20 protein-coding genes are annotated in these 17,880 nt (G+C 40.9%); 1 reads left to right on the top strand and 19 read right to left on the bottom strand.

Annotation, left to right across the window (positions count from 1 at the left end; translation table 11 throughout):
• Positions 1-5: 5 nt before the first annotated feature.
• The 19 genes from FS628_RS14885 to FS628_RS14975 all read right to left on the bottom strand — a co-directional run bounded on the left by FS628_RS14885 (position 6) and on the right by FS628_RS14975 (position 16,879).
• Positions 6-440: a hypothetical protein gene (locus FS628_RS14885; protein WP_145323032.1), complete on the bottom strand. Its 435-nt coding sequence runs from the start codon at positions 438-440 to the stop codon at positions 6-8.
• A complete protein-coding gene (locus FS628_RS14890) occupies positions 437-1,015 on the bottom strand; it encodes a hypothetical protein (protein WP_145323034.1) in 579 nt (192 codons plus the stop codon). Before FS628_RS14890 ends, FS628_RS14885 begins: the two co-directional genes overlap by 4 nt.
• On the bottom strand, positions 1,012-1,476 hold the full coding sequence (locus FS628_RS14895; protein WP_260871039.1) for a hypothetical protein: 465 nt from the start codon (positions 1,474-1,476) through the stop codon (positions 1,012-1,014). The genes FS628_RS14890 and FS628_RS14895 overlap by 4 nt, the downstream gene beginning before the upstream one ends.
• Before the next feature lie 110 nt (positions 1,477-1,586).
• Positions 1,587-2,045 carry a hypothetical protein gene (locus FS628_RS14900; protein ID WP_260871040.1) on the bottom strand — a complete coding sequence of 153 codons (459 nt, stop codon included), beginning with the start codon at positions 2,043-2,045 and terminating at the stop codon, positions 1,587-1,589.
• Positions 2,011-2,421 carry a hypothetical protein gene (locus FS628_RS14905; RefSeq protein ID WP_145323038.1) on the bottom strand — a complete coding sequence of 137 codons (411 nt, stop codon included), beginning with the start codon at positions 2,419-2,421 and terminating at the stop codon, positions 2,011-2,013. The genes FS628_RS14900 and FS628_RS14905 overlap by 35 nt, the downstream gene beginning before the upstream one ends.
• Before the next feature lie 14 nt (positions 2,422-2,435).
• A complete protein-coding gene (locus tag FS628_RS14910) occupies positions 2,436-3,449 on the bottom strand; it encodes a major capsid protein (RefSeq protein ID WP_145323040.1) in 1,014 nt (337 codons plus the stop codon).
• A 15-nt stretch (positions 3,450-3,464) separates the two neighbouring features.
• Complete coding sequence (locus tag FS628_RS14915) at positions 3,465-3,833, bottom strand: head decoration protein (protein ID WP_145148495.1); 369 nt, start codon at positions 3,831-3,833, stop codon at positions 3,465-3,467.
• Between the two features lies 1 nt (position 3,834).
• Positions 3,835-5,124: a hypothetical protein gene (locus tag FS628_RS14920; RefSeq protein ID WP_145323042.1), complete on the bottom strand. Its 1,290-nt coding sequence runs from the start codon at positions 5,122-5,124 to the stop codon at positions 3,835-3,837.
• Positions 5,125-5,168: 44 nt separating this feature from the next.
• Positions 5,169-6,617, bottom strand: a complete 1,449-nt coding sequence (locus tag FS628_RS14925; protein WP_145323044.1) for a hypothetical protein — start codon at positions 6,615-6,617, stop codon at positions 5,169-5,171.
• A gap of 232 nt (positions 6,618-6,849) precedes the next feature.
• Complete coding sequence (locus FS628_RS14930) at positions 6,850-7,557, bottom strand: hypothetical protein (RefSeq protein WP_145323046.1); 708 nt, start codon at positions 7,555-7,557, stop codon at positions 6,850-6,852.
• Between the two features lie 594 nt (positions 7,558-8,151).
• Positions 8,152-8,406: a hypothetical protein gene (locus FS628_RS14935; RefSeq protein WP_062324310.1), complete on the bottom strand. Its 255-nt coding sequence runs from the start codon at positions 8,404-8,406 to the stop codon at positions 8,152-8,154.
• Between the two features lie 1,040 nt (positions 8,407-9,446).
• Complete coding sequence (locus tag FS628_RS14945; RefSeq protein WP_260871041.1) at positions 9,447-10,274, bottom strand: hypothetical protein; 828 nt, start codon at positions 10,272-10,274, stop codon at positions 9,447-9,449.
• 261 nt (positions 10,275-10,535) lie between these two features.
• Positions 10,536-11,399: a hypothetical protein gene (locus FS628_RS14950; RefSeq protein ID WP_145323050.1), complete on the bottom strand. Its 864-nt coding sequence runs from the start codon at positions 11,397-11,399 to the stop codon at positions 10,536-10,538.
• A gap of 65 nt (positions 11,400-11,464) precedes the next feature.
• Complete coding sequence (locus FS628_RS14955; RefSeq protein WP_260871042.1) at positions 11,465-12,088, bottom strand: hypothetical protein; 624 nt, start codon at positions 12,086-12,088, stop codon at positions 11,465-11,467.
• Between the two features lie 291 nt (positions 12,089-12,379).
• The gene (locus FS628_RS14960) at positions 12,380-13,369 is read right to left on the bottom strand and encodes an AlbA family DNA-binding domain-containing protein (protein ID WP_145323052.1); all 990 of its coding nucleotides are present in this window, start codon (positions 13,367-13,369) and stop codon (positions 12,380-12,382) included.
• A gap of 131 nt (positions 13,370-13,500) precedes the next feature.
• Positions 13,501-13,758 carry a hypothetical protein gene (locus tag FS628_RS32015; RefSeq protein WP_222125239.1) on the bottom strand — a complete coding sequence of 86 codons (258 nt, stop codon included), beginning with the start codon at positions 13,756-13,758 and terminating at the stop codon, positions 13,501-13,503.
• Between the two features lie 122 nt (positions 13,759-13,880).
• Positions 13,881-15,338, bottom strand: a complete 1,458-nt coding sequence (locus FS628_RS14965; protein WP_145323054.1) for a DEAD/DEAH box helicase family protein — start codon at positions 15,336-15,338, stop codon at positions 13,881-13,883.
• Positions 15,328-16,056, bottom strand: a complete 729-nt coding sequence (gene terS / locus FS628_RS14970) for a phage terminase small subunit (RefSeq protein WP_145323056.1) — start codon at positions 16,054-16,056, stop codon at positions 15,328-15,330. Before terS ends, FS628_RS14965 begins: the two co-directional genes overlap by 11 nt.
• A 262-nt stretch (positions 16,057-16,318) precedes the next feature.
• The gene (locus FS628_RS14975) at positions 16,319-16,879 is read right to left on the bottom strand and encodes a tyrosine-type recombinase/integrase (RefSeq protein WP_145323058.1); all 561 of its coding nucleotides are present in this window, start codon (positions 16,877-16,879) and stop codon (positions 16,319-16,321) included.
• 368 nt (positions 16,880-17,247) lie between these two features.
• Between FS628_RS14975 and FS628_RS14980 the strand changes: the two genes are divergently transcribed.
• Positions 17,248-17,868 carry a hypothetical protein gene (locus FS628_RS14980; RefSeq protein WP_145323060.1) on the top strand — a complete coding sequence of 207 codons (621 nt, stop codon included), beginning with the start codon at positions 17,248-17,250 and terminating at the stop codon, positions 17,866-17,868.
• Positions 17,869-17,880 lie beyond the last annotated feature (12 nt).

A 17,880-nucleotide genomic window follows, 5' to 3' on the forward strand; every position in this document is an offset into this window, starting at 1 on the left:
TCACCTCAATTCATTCGGAGATAGTCCACGTCGAAAATGGCCTTATACCCTTTGACACCTTGTATTCCAGTTGCAAAATCAGCATCATACGTTAATACGCAGAGGTATGTGCCCCAGCCCGGCATTGTAATACGTTTATCGTGCAGCACTTGAAATGATCTTTCAAAAAGCTCTTTCGCCGCATAACCTGTCCCTGCATAGAAGTCCAGACAGAATTTACCCTCGAACACCAATTGATTGGGTGAAAATCGCCCTGGCATCACATATTGGCAAATATGAGGAACTGTTTCGTTGCTGATCGTGATTTCTGGTTCCATCCCCTTCGTAAACCTCATCACTACTTCGTTGGAAGGTGAAGAGGATTCGAGAGACAACATTTCCATTAATTCCGTGTCAGCTTTCAGCGCATGCTGGACAGCATCCAACAATCTTAAGCTCAATCCTTCACCTCCCTGAAGTAGCGATGATATGGGAAGTCAGTAATAACGCGACTGATTCCGTTCAATATCCGCTCGCGATTGGATTCAAGAGCAATACGCATGAAATAAGTAGGAGGAGTGGCTTTGAACGAAGGATCAAGGTCCCCACGTTCTGCCAACTCCTCCAAATCTACACCTGCGTATCCGCCTTTGGACTTTTTAATTGTGCCATCGATAGCTCTGTAAGTACCTCTACCCCGGCCTACGACTACCCGGCTACCCTTTGACCTCAGCTTGTTCCATGCCTCACTGTTCATGTAGCTGACTAAGCCTGGGTTTTGACTCGGTCCAGCCATAAGTGAGCCTTTACCGAATTGCTCAAGCCACGCTTGCCAGTAATCAGCGGTGATGTCTCCTGAAATCATTTGGTTCGCTAGCACGATCATTTGCATCTCCAACCGCTCACGGACAGCAGGGTAGTACCGAATGCCGGTCTTCGCAGTAAGTAATACGATTTTCGTTAGACCTGTAATTTCAACCGCCAACTTGTTTTCCAAGTCCTTCGCTGCACGTTCAGCATCATAACCGGTAATCATCGCCGGTCCTCGCATAATTGGATGTACAGTAGATTCGGATACTTGATCCGATCAACTACATCTACTTGATATTTCTTACCGGAAATCACAATGCGATCTGGACTCATAAGCGTCGGATCACTCGGCTCTCTAACATCTACATCGGTTTGCAAAAGAAGAATCAACGATGTGGTTGGTAGAAGGCCAGGATCTTCTTGTTTCAGTTGTGCGGAGACACGTTGAGCGAACCCAATAACTTCAGCGGCAACAGGTGTGAACTCAGGTTTGCCCTTTGGATTGTCATTCGTATCGAACTCCTGCATGTACCGCTGGACTTCCGCGGTAACGTTCGTTTTAATCAAGGAGCAGTATTTGTCTTTGGTTGCGGTGAAACGGAGGGTTTGAATCAAGAAAGTCATGTCATTCTGTACGACATCCCCAGGTAATACAGACGACTTAGGAGCAAAAAGGCCGTTGTACATGTACTCTTTACCGAGAACCGTAGTCGCCTTTGTTTCTCTGGACAGAATGACTTTATCCTGTTCCCCATTTACAGTGCAGGGAGAATGTCTATGAGCGAAATCTTTAAAAATTAGAAACGCCGCCTTTCCTTCTCCCTCGTGGGACCAGACAACATAAATAATGGAGCATCCAAGGTCTCTTGAAAACTTGAGATCAAGCCGATGAACTCATTTGCCTCATCAACCAGTTGTGACGCACGTCTATCCCAATTGACTGCCTGATTTTCGAAAGAGAAATCGAAATCTTTCATCGTTTTTTTGATTCTCGCAGCCATAGATGGAGCCAGTATAGCAGCAACCATACAAATAGCTGCTGCATATACATAGGCTTGATCATCACCAATCAAATCAGCGTAATCTGGAACTTGCTTTACAATCCTCGCTTCAGCGATTGGTAAAACAGAAATAGCGTCTATATCGGAGTCAGTTATTACATCCTCACCAACGCCTAGACGCCCTCTTATTTCTTCGTGATATGTTTCTGTCGTAAGTATCTTATTCGCCACCAGCGTCACCACCAGTTGCGGCAATGGCCTCTTTCAATTCTTCGATACTCATTTTTGTGTAGCCGGTGATTTTCATTTCTTTAGCAACAGATTTCAATTCCTTTAGTTCATCGTCCAAATCACCATTTTGAATATCGGATTGCAGTTCAGAAATTTGAGCCAAAAGCTCCGCTTCGCGCTTCTTCGATTCGTCCAACTCTTCCTGAAGCTTTAGTTCACGTTCCGATGGAGTATGCGTAGAAGCTATATCTCCCTCAATAATCTCAGCTAAGAGTTTTCCCGTTGCAGCATTGCGAACTTGCCTTTTAGCAATCTCAATAAGTCCAGCAGGGGCATCTTCTACGATGTCCCCTGCGTTGTAATCACCAACAGCATCAACCAAAACTTTTACGATAGTCATCAGTTATTCCTCCCTCACGCCACTGTAGCAAAAATGTGCCAATTAACATATTTCAAGCGCGGCAGTACAGTTGCACCGTTGATTACTTGCCATTGGTCAGGGTCGCCTTGAATCAGTTTAGCGAGTGCGAATTTTCCAGTGTGACCAGTAAAGATGTCTTCGTAGTTGTTCGGGCTTGTCACCAAGTCCATGATAGAACCTGTCATACCTTGACCAATGATGATTACAGCGTTGTCGGGAATGAACGGGTAGAACGTTCCTGTATCGTCAATATATCCACCATCATAAACTTCGTATTGAAGCCCATTCAGGTTTTGGTTGACGATTTCTGAAAGCGAACCATCCGTAACAATATCTTTGCCGTAGGTGAATTTAATCAGCTCGCGAATCTTTTCATTCTGCTTCAGGTACGTATCCACCTTTTTGTTAGCTACAACTTTAACGCCTCTTGCGCCACTTCCCCTGAATCTAAGAAGCCATTCGTCTAGGTTTTTCAATGGGTCAGCAGTTGCGGTATTACTCCAAAGAACATCAGCCGTAGGCTTGTTATTTGCCGGAACGCCGTAGTCGATTGTCCGAGAAGGTTTATTTGCTGTTGCTGGAACAACAAGGTTGCCTGTAAGTGCTTGCCAACGCATCCACTCGAATCGAGTTTCAAGACGTTGGTTGAGATTCACCATTTTTTCAATCATGTATTCTTCGCCCCAAGTTTGCTCAAGGCTGGTGCCCGGCTTACGAAGGGTAGCAATCTTTTCTCGATCAATAATAGCCTTTTCACGCCATTCTTGATTAGTAAACTCCATTTGTTTCACAACAGGAGCGGCATGGATCGGTGAAGGATCATTGAGTCCAGTAGGTGGAGTCATGCCGGTATCGTCGTAGGTAACGTCATATTTAATTGTCAGCCCGAGTTCTGGTTTGAAATCCACACCATTTGTCAGGATTTGTGCACCTCGAAAACTGTTAATATCTGTCCGAATGTTCTGAACGACTTCCGTAAGGAAGTACGGGTCGAGTACGTTTGCCATTTATGTTGTTCCCCCTTATACAAAGTAGCAAAGCTTCAGCGCTGTTTTAGCCGCTGCATCAATGCCGGTCAATTTTGATTCAGTGAAAATTCCAGCAATCCACGCTGAAGCGCCCATATCGGTAAGCGTAGTATCCTGATCATTGTCCAAAATGCAAACCGCGTCTTGCGAACCATCGGATGCTGAAAAGAGATAGGGAACGAATTTATTAGTAGCTGTTACCCTTCCAAGGACAGTACCTTTCTTAATTACTCCGTTCCCTTTTGCAAGCAACACGCCACCAGGAATCCGCGCTTGCAAGTCCGTGGAAGCAAGAACTTCAACAAATTCCTGTGTGTTAATCTGACCAGGTCCCGGAGCACCGTTGTATTGAGATCCAATCATATTACTTATCCTCCTTCAGCAGATTACTTCTGCCGGTATTTTTGAGGGCAGCAATAGCATCAGCTCTAGCCGCTTCCTTTGCCTCTGTTTGGAGTTGTTCTGGTGTCTTTTGACCAGCAGCCTGCGCGTTAGTTGGCGCTGTTCCATTGGCAGCTCCTGCAGGAAGATCAGGGTTATCACCCTCCGTATGACGACCACCACCACCCAATGCAGCTTGAGCCTGAGCTTCGTAAGTCGCGCCGATTTTTTCAATCTCAGATACTGGCAAGTGGGACAGCATAGCTTTCATAGTTTCCGTATTAAACGCTTCTCCCAACGCACGTACACCAGCTCCGCAAGCTTGCTCAGTAACCTTTGTTTTGTAGACTGCACCATCAGCAGCCTGAGCGCTAAGTGTAGCCAACTTTGAGGTAATGTCCGCATCATTTTCAACGCCCAGCGCAGCCCGGACTTGTCCGAGTACACTATTCGCAGCAGTCAGCGCGATTGTTTGAGTTTGTGATGCTGCCAAAGCAGCCTTTTGTTCTTCTGTCACAGTGTCATCTCCTTCGGCCTGCGTTTCGGCCACATTGATTTTTTCTTGCTTGATTACGAATCCATCAAGACCGGATTTTCCGCTAAAAGAATAAAAGACACGTCCGCCGCTAGGAAGCGACTTCGTATCTTCTGATAAAGCTTCCCATTTCACAGTTGGTTGTTGCTCAGTGACATTGCTCATCCCTACTACTCCAGCACCTGGATAAGCTCCGTCAAAGACAAGCGAGTTCTCCATAAGATCACCGTCATTGATATCAACAGTGCAGAGTTTTGTATCATACTCTCTGCCGCGTATGTGTGGGCAATTCCCACCGAAATATTCCTGACCGCAGATGGAACACGTTTGGCTACTTACCGTAAAGCCGATCGAGGTATCAAAGATTGTTCCGGCATCAATACCTTCCGCTATTTGATCTATCTTGATGTCTCCGACCTCTTGACCCAGTTTCATATAATGGTCTGCATATAATGCTAGTTCATCGCCATCCATCTGCAATCGGCTGTCAAAGGTTCTTCCGAGTGGAATTGTCATGATGCCTAAATTAGCCCATGAGTGATCCAACAGCAGCGATACACCTTCTCTGGCTTGGACAGCCATCTTTCGAAGGAAGTTCGGTGTTAATCGGTAAAATCGACGTGGGATGATTTGATCACCCACAAGCTTTGCAGGAAACACATAGGCTTCTTCTTCCGTGAGCGGAACACGCGCAAGTTGATTAATTCTCGTTAATTGCTCAGTTGTTGGCTTTGCCATCTACTCCTTTTCACCTCCTTCATGTAATAAACGAATCTTCTTTCTCAACTTGCTGAATCATGATCGTTATCATCAGACCCATACTTCTTCTCAAGACTAGCAAGCAACTCAGACGGTATATTAGGATCAAGCCCCATAATCCACCGTGCTTCTGTCGCCGCTTCTTTGGCAGTGATGTAGCGTTCTTTCTCCGCCAGAACATAGTTATTAAGCTTCGCTCTCAGATCGCGTTCTCTCTCCATTTCAGAACGTAGATCAATTGGAGCGTAGTCCGCCTCTACCAGGGTTTGAACGCCACGCACTCTTGCAGCAATAGAAAAAGCCCGCTTCCAGAAACGCTTGGTTACGTTTCGAGCGGACTCTACGGACTTAATATATATTTGAGTATCCACGGAGCTGTAAGTCTCAGTAGAACCTTGATGCCTGGAAAGTAATGTGAGCAGTGTTTTCAATCCCGTCGCCATCTGCGTATCAATAATATCAATCAATTTCTTGATATCAATCATTGGGCCTGAATTTCCACCCTTGAGATATTCAACTTTCACACTATCCCAATGAATCATGGCATCGTCTGGATTAAGCGAATTAAAATGTCCCATAATTTCACTCATACGTTCAGTCAACCACTTTTGCTGACCAGCAGGATTATTCTTATATTGATTAGGCATGTTTTTTAATAAAACTTCCTCAACCACGGATATATCCAACCTTGGGTATCCCTGATTGTGAACAACTGCCTTCAAGTCCTGCAAAACCTGTAAATGAAAAAACACCGCTTGAAGAACCGGTAATATCGGTGTCCGCCCATAAGGATCATCAATCATCGGATCGAACTCTTCATAAATGAATGTCGGCGTATCGATCTTCTTATATTGACCAAACCATTCTTCACCAGCACGAGGACGTGGATTCTTGATATATTGCCAAGGAACAAGTCGATTCGTCCCATCTTCTCTCCTGAACCAAATTGTCGCAGGGTCAACAGGTATAATATCAACCACATCGTTACAACGATCGTTAAGGACTACCTCACCAGCACAAGCCCCACGTACCATGATCATCATCCGTTGAATCGTATCAAGCTTGTCCAGCGATCTTCCATGTTGATAACCAGGTGAAGGAAGTGGAGAATCTAATAAGTTCTTGATTGCATCTAGCGATCCCTGCCCATTCTTGTCATCACTACCATTCTGCTTCTTTGCTGTAAATGTAAGCGGCGTGTCTCCCATACGCAGAAAGTTGTAGAGCGCATGCGAAATATCAGGATGAACAGATACAAGAATCTCAAGTAGTTCCTCTGCTGTGTGATTCTGTAGTTTGGTCAGATCAATATTATGAGCGCTCTGGTACTTTTTCGGGAGCCAATTGAATATATCCCATCCGTTTGACGATCTTGGCGAGGTCATCCTTCCAAAACCCATCATCTGTCGCTTTACAGCAGCTGGAAGAACCGAATTCGCAAATGAAAAAATGGCTTTATGATACCATTTCAAAATTTCACCTCCAGACATAAAAATAGAAGGCAGGAAAAGTTTCCTTACCTTCTAAAGTTCTTCATTTTTCTATGGATTAATAATATCATCGAGTTACTACAGTGTTACTACGGATTTAATTAGCATCCTCGCACATACATTCATCACCACCTCCACGTTATCTTGCTAAAACAAAAAAATCGCTGTAATTTTTCTCGTCCACTTTTAATAAAAATTATGTGCAACTACTTCCTCAGATACCAGGGAAGTTTTCATAGAATTGTAACCTCTTGTCGAATCCATACCGTATTAGCAATTCCATTTTTTCACTGTTTTCTGAGAAAGCGTGAAATATAATATCTATCTCTTCATTAGTTGTGTCTACATCTAATAATTTAGCAAGCAGATCTTTTTGTTCGTCGTTTTCCATATCTAAATCAGAAATATACCGTAAAATAAAGAAAAACGGTTCATAAATTGTTCTAAAATAATAATCAACTTCGGGCTTATACCTCACGCCACTTTGACTTTCAACCAATAAATCCGATAATGCATCTAGCCCTTGCTTTCCATCATTAATAAAAGTATCAATTCTTTTATTCTTTATTTTTATCAATTCATTTACTGTTGTAATGGCTGTTTGTAGATTCATTAAACCTTGTTGCTTTTCAAGTTGGTCTGCAGATCTTGCAGTCTCTTCTCTCTGCAACTTCAATTCCTCGGTCTGCATCTTAATAGCTTCGCGTTGCAAAGATAACTCTTGACGTTGAACTGTTATGGTATAAATAAGGCCAGCAAAAGCAAGGCCCGAAAATAATGAATTGACTGCTCCGAACATATCCCCGAATGTACCAGCTTCGAGAGATGTCTTATCATACCATTGTGGAATGAAGTACCAGGAAGCCCCCCACAATATAATGATCGCTGCAACTACACATCCAAAGATAACATGTCTATTCATCTGTCCACTCCTCGTCTATTTCTGATACAACATCTTCCAGTATCAGACGATAAGTGAGGTTGGTCAAGAGCTATAGTTCAGACTCGTCAATAAATAATTGCAAAAAAAAAAAAGCCACCTCGTTAGCGAGATGACCTAATGCTTTTGAATGCTGTCCCTAGGTTTAAGCTATAACCAAGCAACCATTCTCTCCCGCAAGCCACCAGGGACAGCGTTAATACGATATATCTCATCAGCAACATTCCTTTCACTTTCAGGGAATTGAACCAGTCACACATTGCAGCACCTATTAAACCTGAAATCAAGCTCGCAAGGTACCAGTTTGATGTGAGATGAGTTAGAAGTACGGAGAGGTAAGGAATCGAACCTACGCTGGTGGCATACGCCTTTAGACACTTATATTAACACATACTCACTTATAGTTTCCAATAGCGAACGCATGGATGACCATCATATTCGTGCGTAGGCTCACTCAGCACCTGTTCTCCGCTCTTCAATGGACTGATCCCTGCAAACGGACGTTCTCATGTTAAGAAGCTCAGAACGGCTCATATTCTGTCATATGAGAGCAAAAGAAAAAGCACCCGAAGGTGCTCATTCGAATTCAATCGCTGGTTTTATATTCAACTTCCGCATTTTAACTTTTTCGCGATCGACTTCTACAGCATATATTTCTGCTGCTAAATCCTCTTCGAAAGGTATATGGACCACTAATTCTACTTGGAACCAAGGCGACTTGGATGAGAGCGCAATAAGCTCTGCCTTATTTGGTACTCGACTAAAATCATAGTAATCATTCTCCCAATCGTTATTATGAGCTCTATATGTGTGTACAAAAACTCTTGGCATGATTCCCCACCTCCTCTGCACCAGCATTCGACATCAGGAGGTTTTTTCCTCTTTTATACAAACTGGTCTACTGCAAAACTGTTTCACTCCATCCCATCTGCCCCACACACAACCTTTGCATTTCTCTGGCTGCTTGTTGGGGCGAATGCGTATCTTCTTCCGTCTTCTGCTGATCACTTCAATTCCTCCAATAAAAAAAAGCCGATCCAGTGAAGGAACGACTTTAAATGTGATATGTATGATGTTGGTGTTACGTCCTAAAAGCATGCGCCCGAAACGGTCGCCGCAAAAACGCTGCGCTCTTTGCTTTAAATGCATACGTACTATGTAGCTATAGAGGAAGAACAAGACCATTTTACTGAGATTACATTATTGAGTCAAAAACACTATGCTTCATTATAGTAGTATAGCTTTTCGTTAGCTCCTGATCTCGTCTACTTTCTCACTTTATTGATTAAGAATCCAAAATATGAATGTACCAAACACGCAAACAAGCGACACAGGATACAGTATCCATTTGCTTACCCGATCTTTATACGCGATAACCCAACAGATGATACAAATCCACGCAATTAATAGTTGCCAGAAATCCAAATATCGACACCTCCCCTACAACTAATTCGGTATCTGAATTGAATCACCTTCATAAGTTAACAGAAAAAGCGAAAAGAGGAACGCCCCGGTCATATGCCGCATTGTGCAGCCGTGCGTTTCATTCGCGCCTTTTTCTATGCTCCTAAGTATCACGGAAAAGTGGTCATGTGGGGTTCAACATGGTCTCAAAATGTACCAAGATTGTACTGCTTTTGGTTCATGTTTGGCTCAAAATCTATACTGTCTGCAGTAAAAAAGACTATGCTCTTCATTTAGAGCAAGGACATTTTACTGAAGCTACTAAAAATGAGTCAAGGAACAGAAAACGGGTGAGTCCCGTTAATATCGGAACAAACCCTCGCTTTCTCCAATTTACTCATTATTTTACTTTTCGATATATTAACATTTTATAGACTTTAGTACCCATAGTACGTTTTGTATCATCATTAATAATTTCTAACTTGTCTTTCTAATTTATTGTAAATTTGATAAATATCCTCCATACCTTTAATATACGGTTTGAATTCGCTTCTCATTTTTTTCAAGATACTTTGCAGCTGTTCTTTATTCACTGTTTCCTTTGTCTGACTCTCATCATATTTTCCATTAATTGCTCTTTTGATATAGAACCCTTCTAACGCTTCGGACCCAAATGGATAATATGCATTACCTGTTTCATTTTGGTCTAGTACATAATAATAAATAAAATGATTCTTATCATTAATAAAACTTTCAATCGTCTTGCGTGGATCATATCCTTCTACATCGATTATCATATATTTTTTAGAATTCTTATAACTTAAGCTTATGGTTAAATTATCAGCATACTCTAATGAATAACCTTCAACAAATTTATTATTTTTAAACGTTCCTTTTTTTATTGCATAAATGATTTCATTTCTATCATCTTCTGGTCTATCTACAACCAATGTAAGCATGCCTTTCCCATTTTGCGTATCATTTTTCCATATGCCTGTATAAGTACTTACAATTGTTTTATTTGAAGAAGCTAGAGTAGTTACATCTCTTAATACATATTTACCTTCGCCTGATCTCTTCCCATTAACCCAGTCACCAGAATAGGTCTTGTTCTCCCCCCAACGAGCAGTCCCTTTCCCGTTAGGTTTGCCATTCTTGACTTCCCCATAGTAAGTAGCCCCGTTTGAAAGCTTCAACGACACCTTCTTTGATGCCGCATGAGTTTCATTCGTAGTCAATGTAAATCCGATGACTAGGGTTAACATCAAACACAATACACCTTTAAACCATTTCAATTCTTTACAACTCCTTTATGTATGTTATAGGAAAAATGTCCCACCTTATTATTATCGACAATATGTTTTTTTTCAATAGAAATACAAAAAGCGAGAAGAAGAACGCTGAATTCCCGCCTTTTGCGGCTGCGCGTTCCATTCCCGCCCGATGTTCCAAAGTAAAATTTATTACGATAAATGATATGTAAAGTGCCCTATACAAAATCACATTTAGTCAGGATACTAATGAACTAATAGTTTTTTGTCTGGTGATTTATCAGATCACTTCAATTCATTTTTCAGGGTTGTGAAAGTTTTTAAATATGGCTTCATATCTGGAAGACGCTTGGCCAAGTTATTATCTAAAGTAGTAAAAAATTCATCTATATCATCAATTTTTTCTGCTTTTGATAGTCTTCCACTTGTATACTTTTCTTTGAGATAGTAAAGCTCTTCAAAGGAATCATTTACGCCATTGTATAAGTTAAAATAACTGTATTCAGCCTCTGTTACCTTTTTATATGTCCCTACCGAGTAACTTGCCCCTGATGATTCAGGTTCGTAACCATATCTATAACCTTCAAATAAACCATTGGCCTTTTTCTTATAGTAACTGATTTGAGTAATTAGACTATTACCTCGTTTACCACTTAATACTTTATTAACATTCTCTTTGAATGTCATAAAATGGATATATTTATCATCATCCTCATGTGAGAATTGATAATAACTATCAAAATACACAGTAAGAGCATTGCCGCTTTTAAATTGGTTGTTAACGAATGTTCCCTTTTGGATACGTGACATCCCGTACTCCTCAGTAGCTTTGCTGATGAAATTACCTTGCCCGTTTTGTTTATCATTCTTCCAATTCCCCGTATAGGTCACTGATTCACCATTACCGTTTAATTTATATACTCCGTATCCCGATCTTTTACCATTGACCCAGTCTCCTGAGTAGGTTTTGTTCTCACCCCAACGAGCAGTCCCTTTGCCGTGAGGTTTACCATTCTTGACTTCACCGTAGTAAGTTGCTCCACTTGAAAGTTTCAATGATATTTTTTTCGATGCTGCATCCGTCTTATCAATATTTAAAACAACATTAAACATCAAGATGAACGACAAAGCTACCATTAGTTTTCTCAAAACACATACCCCTTAACTGTTATGAATTTTTTCTTATAAGCTTGTTAGATTGATGGATTGAATAATTAATTCAATATGCCATCATTAAATTTCTCTTTTATTTTAGTTGGTAATGAAACATATAATTCGTCTGCAATTTTTTTCAATTGATAAAATTGCTTGTCAGGTTTGAGTTCTTTTGTATGGTCACCATCCACATATGTATATGCTACACCTTCACCTGAAAAACTATAATTATCGGTATAATGATATCCTTTAATAAATGCGCCGTTATTAAATATTCCTTTACTCACTTCACGATGCGGATCCTCACTTCTCCATTCATAATAATAAGTTCGAACTCCTTGTCCCGATTTCTTATCATTCTTCCAGGTTCCTGTATAAACTTCTTTTCCCAAATTATAATAGCCTCCATGCTCCTCAAAAGCATCACTCATTAAATATTCCGTAAACTTGCCATTTCCCGAACGCTGACCGTTTTTCCATTCTCCGGAGTACGTCTTGTAATCCCCCCATGTAGCCGTACCTTTTCCGTGAGGTTTGCCATTCTTAACTTCTCCATAGTATGTACCGCCGTTTGAAAGCTTCAATGACACCTTCTTTGATGCCGCCTGCGTTTCATTTGCAGTCAAGGTAAATCCGATGACTAGGGTCAACACTAAACATAGTATTCCTTTAAAGCTCTTCAATTCTCTGCAACTCCTTTATGTATGTTATAGGAAAAATGTCCCATACTATTATATCGACAAATTATTTAAATTCAACAGCCGATAGGAAAAAGTTGCAAATAATCAGGAGTATTTGTCACTATACCTTTTCTAAAATAGAAAAAGCGAGAAGAGGAACGCCCCAGTCATATGCTGCATGTGCAGCTGTGCGTTTCATTCTCGCTCGATCTCCACAATACAAATATATCACGTTAAAAATCCAGCAGACTCTCACAATCCTGTCATAATACGATCAATTTATCCGTCACTTTTTCATAGCTCCAAAAAATCTATAATTTGTTCAGCAGTAAATTCCCCCTTCCCAATTATCGGCATGCATCCCTCTGCAAATATTTCATATTCGAAGGATAGACTGATACCCTTATCATCTTTGTTAAATAAGGTGTCTTTTTGAAACCAATCTGTTGTAGGATGTAAACTCACTACATCAATGCTGATATAAGGATGTATAGTGTCATTTATGCCTCCTGCAAAGAGATAGCCTGTACTCAAACTTTTATCGTTCGATTGCGGGATAGAATTCAAATTATAGTTTCCGCGTTTTAAAGCAAGAGGAACAATTTCTCTTCCGGTCTTAATTCTTATAGCAGGATAAGTAGCTAAATACTTACCTATATTTTCAATACCGATTAATATACTAAAAGTTCGATCCTCCCCTACGCTCGGACCCTCTTTAAGTTCATAATTTATTTTCAATTTTGGTTTTTGTCTCCTACCGAATGCGTCCTCAAGCATGTGATGTTCCATTTTTATGAAACTATCTCCAGCTCTAGTGTAGTATTGGTTGTCACCAAACAAAGCTCTATGAGGAGAAATACCTGACTCAGGTACATACGTAATGAGAAAACCTTCATCAGTTGTTTCATCATCATTTAAATAAATTACTGAATTGATTATGCCTGTATTCAATGGGATGATTGCTTCATTAACTAAGGAGTTTAAGTCAGTTAAAAATTTTTTTAAGTTCTTTATCGGTTTTTCCTCAGTTGCAATGTCTGGAGAGTCATTTGTTGTTTTTCTAGCTTCAACCCCCCAAATTATGACTCCACCTGAGGAATTAGAAAAACCGGATAAAGCCTTCCCATAAATTTTTCTATCCTCTTTTTGAGCGCCAGGTATATTTACATTTAGTTTCTCTTTGAAATCTATAAATAGATTTTCTTCTTGTGCCCCAATCATCTTTCTTAAACCAAAATAACCATCAAGTAAAATTTGGTTAAAAATGGAGTATCCATTATTCATAATTCCACCCGTCCTCAATAGAAATTTGTGTAATGCAAATCATTTTTAGATATTTGGGTAATTTCGTCTTTTTCAACTCATTTTTATTACAACATTATAACAGTAAGATTGATTTTTATATTACATGAATTTCACCTAACTCCTATAATTATACTATCTCGTAAATATAACTCTAATCCAAGAGCTGCATCCATTAATTCCATGGCTCCTGATATTATCCTTCTATAAGTACTGTCTCTAGTCCTCATCTCACCACAACTGATATAATCAAATTCACCCTCGTTGTCCAAATAACTCCGTTGAATTACTTCCCTTTGAACAGAAGAAAGTCTCTCCATTGCCAAACTAAGTAATCGATTCTTCTCCTTCAGTTCAGCTTCTTTATCCACATTATTTATAGCAATAGTCTGTATCTGTTTGCTGTCCGAATCGACGAACTGATGTTCTCTATATACATACGCGTGCGTGACTGCTACCTCACCTACTTTACATAAAAGAAAGAAATCTGATTTCATCTTTTTACTGCTAAACTTCCTATTGACGGAAGCATTATAGCCTGAGGTGTTCCCAACAAATATTCACCGAAAGTGAGGACATATGCGTCTGCTCTGTCAGGTGACTTTAATCCGCGTTTCTTCATGTCCTTCTTACTTTCAAGTAGTATCTTACCCTTGCTCGTCATTGACCATTTTCTTGCAGTCAATTGGGAAGTAAGTACATCGTCATCGGGTAATTGTAAGACCGCAGGGTCATTGTTCATATAATTGCTCATGTTTTGTTCCAGTTTCCCCTTTATATAAGCCCACATTTCAGCGCCCAGGTTTCCATAATGTTCATCCAAAGATGATGATCCGTTGTTAATTGGAATGACTTCATACGGGAGTCCTTCTTCTGCTATAACCTCATTCAAACGATCCGTGACACCACCACCTACACCGGTATCATCTATTCTGATTCTCGTATGAACGACTTCTGGGTACTGTGACAACAATTCTCTTATCAAGTTCAACACCCATCCAGCAGTAACCATTGTATCTTTCTTGAAATGATGATGCTGTCCGACTGTTACTGGACCTATCCCTGCGTATATAGACGTCTCATCATCGCCAAAACGGGCAACGTCACAGCCGATGGTCAGAGTATCACCGACAGGTTCTAAGGTCACATCTTTGGTAGCAAACTCAGCCACTTCCAGAGCGATAAAGGTTTCTGACTCGCCCCGCGGAAACTCCCCTTCAACCCGGACACGCCATACATCAGAACCTTTTCCATACTTCCGTTCAAGCATGGCTATATTCTCTTTGCTTGTCCGAGGACTGTTCAAGCAGGACACTTTATGTGTATTGTAATCTGCCCGGTCCCTGTTGTGAGAATCATAAAAAACACCGCTGGTCCGAGTCGGGTTTCCACACATGAGCAACTTGTTGAATTCGCCTGAGAGTGTACCCAAGATCGCTTCCATGATCCGATCCTCAACCCCTGAAGCTTCGTCCACAATGAAAAGCATGTAGTCTTCATGGAAACCCTGCATGTTCTCGGGCTTGGTAGCTGTCCGAGCTGTAGCAAACCATCGTTCCTCGTAATTTCGCATATAAATCTTAGTCTTTGTCCACTTAAGTATCTTTTTGAGTACTGGGCTTTTCTCTTGCCACTTACTAATCTCTGCCCACAAGACATCGTGCAGTTGCTGTCGAGTCGGTGCAGTACAGATAACCTTCGGAAACGGGAAACACGATAGGAACCATAATGCCACCGCAGCCTCAAGGCCGGTCTTCCCCACACCTTGTCCAGATCTCACCGACACCCGTGGACTTCCCGCTATATCCATCAACACTTCTGCCTGCCACTCATCAGGAGTGAATTTCAGCAGCTCCACGCAAAAAAGAACCGGGTTCTTCCGGTACTCAGGGATTCGCTTTTTGAATGCAGCAAAGCGGCGTTTCGTTTGCGGAGACTCTTTATTCACCAGACTCCACCGCCTTTACCCAATCTTCGATCAGATCTTCCTCTGTATCTCCATCACCGTTCTTCAGTTTCTCGATCTCAAGGCGGGTTTTATCAACTTTGGCCTGCATCTGATCCAGTTTCAATCTGCGCTCATCTTCCTGTGGTGCAATATCAAGGAATTGTTTGATGGCTCCCCTAATCTCACGCATGACCGTAGCCTCTGCCTTGATGAAACTAGCGTATTTATCCCAAGCGAATTGAATTTCCCATTCGTATTCATCTCCATACTCACCTGGTTTCTCCCTTTTCAACTCTTTGGTCATATCCTCTTTGTCTTTGATGAAGAAGATACGCTGCGCCCAAATGATTTTACGGAATCCCTGGGTGATGTTATGCCAGATCATGTCTATAGGTTCCATTTGCTGAACAATATCTATGAGTTCTAAATACTCAGGATCTTGCGGCTCGAACTTACGGAACAATCCATGTGTTACAGCTTTCTGATTGCCGACTGGACCTCCTTTACCACCTCTGTTGCCTTTAGCATTCTGATTGCCACGAGGAGCACCGGGTTTAGAGTTCGCCATCTTCCCTTCCCATTGATCAAGAGATTTCCACTTTCGGACTGATTCAGGTGTAATGCCCAACTTTTCCGCAATCTCTTTCGGCTTCATCGCCCCGCCGCTATCTTTCCAGATTTTGAACGCTTTCTTCCGATTCGGATTCTGTATCCTGCTCACAAAATTATCACCACTTTCATGTAATTGAGTTGGAATTCCTATTTAAGGTCAGTAATAGTCAAACGTTACGAATCAAAATAAGCCTCCGTCTGAATCGCAGGCTGTTGTTCTGTATTCATATCCACTAAATAATGTAAGTTGACTGAAACATAAAGGTAATAGTGTTTCACTCAGTTTAGGCATAAAATATTGTGTTTCTTCATCTAATGCCACGATATCTCTTTTCCGAGTGAACTAATAGTTGAGTTATGTTTCAGTCATTTCATCGCAACTTAAGAATTGCTCTGTCCATCATGTCCTGAGTTAGCCCAATATAGTCCAATGTCTCCCTTGGATCGCTGTGTCCGAACATCTCCATTAGTAACGCTAAATTCTCTGGATCGTCCATATACAGACGGTATGCCCAGGTCTTTCGCAATGAGTGAACGCCTATATCTTTGAGGCGAAATTCACGGGCTGCTTCACTCAGAAAACGATACGCTGTCGTTCGGTCAATCGGCTGCTTCCGCATCCGGCTAACCGTCTTTGCCTGACGACTCGGATATAGAAAATCATTCGGAAGCATGTCGATTGTGTAGTCATCCAGATCTGATCGAATACTTGGATGAATAATAAAAGTTTTGGCATGCCTGTTCTTTTGCTCGACCATGCTGATGTGTGTACCTTTCGTTTGCCACACCCTTAGACTAAGCAAGTCAGATACACGCAGTCCGCTGTATATACCCATACAAAAAAATAAGTAATTGCGCATACTCCGTATATAGAAGTATTCCTTCATCCCATCTATAACCCGTTCATCACGGATCGGTTGGACTTTCCTCATTTCATCACCTTCTCTGGATCATGGTCCTTTTTCCAACATCTCGGCATAATACATAGTTGATTCACTCCTGTCCACGTTCCCCATCCACACCCACGACATTGTTCCGGCTGCCGATCAGATACCCTTGGAATAGCCGGTTCAGTTCTACTGAAATAGTTACCCTCCACTTTCTTCCCTCCAATGCAAAAAGGCCGCTCCAAAGAGCGACCTTTTTATTTACGTTATTATATGGATTTAAGATAACATTCTTTTAATACAGAATTACTTCATATTCTACCAAACTATCTAATCATATATACCAAAAGAGAGGTTTTGATTGGATTTCTACCGAATAATAACATTATAACTATTTAAGGGGGAATTATAAGGTGAAATCAAATAGATTAAAAATAATTATTAGGACTGTGTTACTAGTTTACTTAAGTTTTCTAGTCTTTATTTTACTTTTTGTTGATGATTGGAATACTAGTGGCACATTAGGAGATACATTCGGAATTCTAAACACACTTTTTTCAGGCATAGCTCTTGCAGGCGTGATCTACACATTAAATCTACAAGCACAAACAACAGAGCTTCAGCGTAAAGACTTCGCACGAAGCATCCAACCCATGCTATCAGTAGAACAGAGCAATGAAGAAAAATATAAATATTTCATCTTGAAAGTAACTAATATTGGAAATGGTTCTGCCCTCAATATTGAATTTAATTTTGGCGGTCTGAATCCTGATGTTGGTTTAGAATTTAAAGCAAATGACATTATTTGTTTAATGCCTAATCAATCAATAGAAATTAAAGTTAAGCCGATTTACCTTGATCAAGAAATGCAACCAGAGTGGACTTCTCATTTAGATAAAAAATATGCGAATTCTGTTATAACATTAGAGACTACATACTATGATATTGAGTTTAACAACTTGAAACAGGATTTCGATTTGGGTTTAGGAGAGACAAAAATCTCTAAGGTCCAGCACATTAACAGAAACAATTAAATCTAATTCTAA

It is taken from the genome of Paenibacillus xylanexedens, from assembly GCF_007676705.1.
Taxonomy (GTDB): Bacteria; Bacillota; Bacilli; order Paenibacillales; family Paenibacillaceae; genus Paenibacillus; species Paenibacillus xylanexedens_C.

What these genes read in the sequence shown, in the direction of transcription:
- FS628_RS14895 (WP_260871039.1), bottom strand. Translation starts at nt 1,476, where the DNA reads ATGTACAACGGCCTTTTTGCTCCTAAGTCGTCTGTATTACCTGGGGAT.
- FS628_RS14960 (WP_145323052.1), bottom strand. Translation starts at nt 13,369, where the DNA reads ATGAATAATGGATACTCCATTTTTAACCAAATTTTACTTGATGGTTAT.
- FS628_RS14975 (WP_145323058.1), bottom strand. Translation starts at nt 16,879, where the DNA reads ATGAGGAAAGTCCAACCGATCCGTGATGAACGGGTTATAGATGGGATG.
- FS628_RS14915 (WP_145148495.1), bottom strand. Translation starts at nt 3,833, where the DNA reads ATGATTGGATCTCAATACAACGGTGCTCCGGGACCTGGTCAGATTAAC.
- FS628_RS14905 (WP_145323038.1), bottom strand. Translation starts at nt 2,421, where the DNA reads ATGACTATCGTAAAAGTTTTGGTTGATGCTGTTGGTGATTACAACGCA.
- FS628_RS14910 (WP_145323040.1), bottom strand. Translation starts at nt 3,449, where the DNA reads ATGGCAAACGTACTCGACCCGTACTTCCTTACGGAAGTCGTTCAGAAC.
- FS628_RS14920 (WP_145323042.1), bottom strand. Translation starts at nt 5,124, where the DNA reads ATGGCAAAGCCAACAACTGAGCAATTAACGAGAATTAATCAACTTGCG.
- FS628_RS14935 (WP_062324310.1), bottom strand. Translation starts at nt 8,406, where the DNA reads ATGCCAAGAGTTTTTGTACACACATATAGAGCTCATAATAACGATTGG.
- FS628_RS14890 (WP_145323034.1), bottom strand. Translation starts at nt 1,015, where the DNA reads ATGATTACCGGTTATGATGCTGAACGTGCAGCGAAGGACTTGGAAAAC.
- FS628_RS14930 (WP_145323046.1), bottom strand. Translation starts at nt 7,557, where the DNA reads ATGAATAGACATGTTATCTTTGGATGTGTAGTTGCAGCGATCATTATA.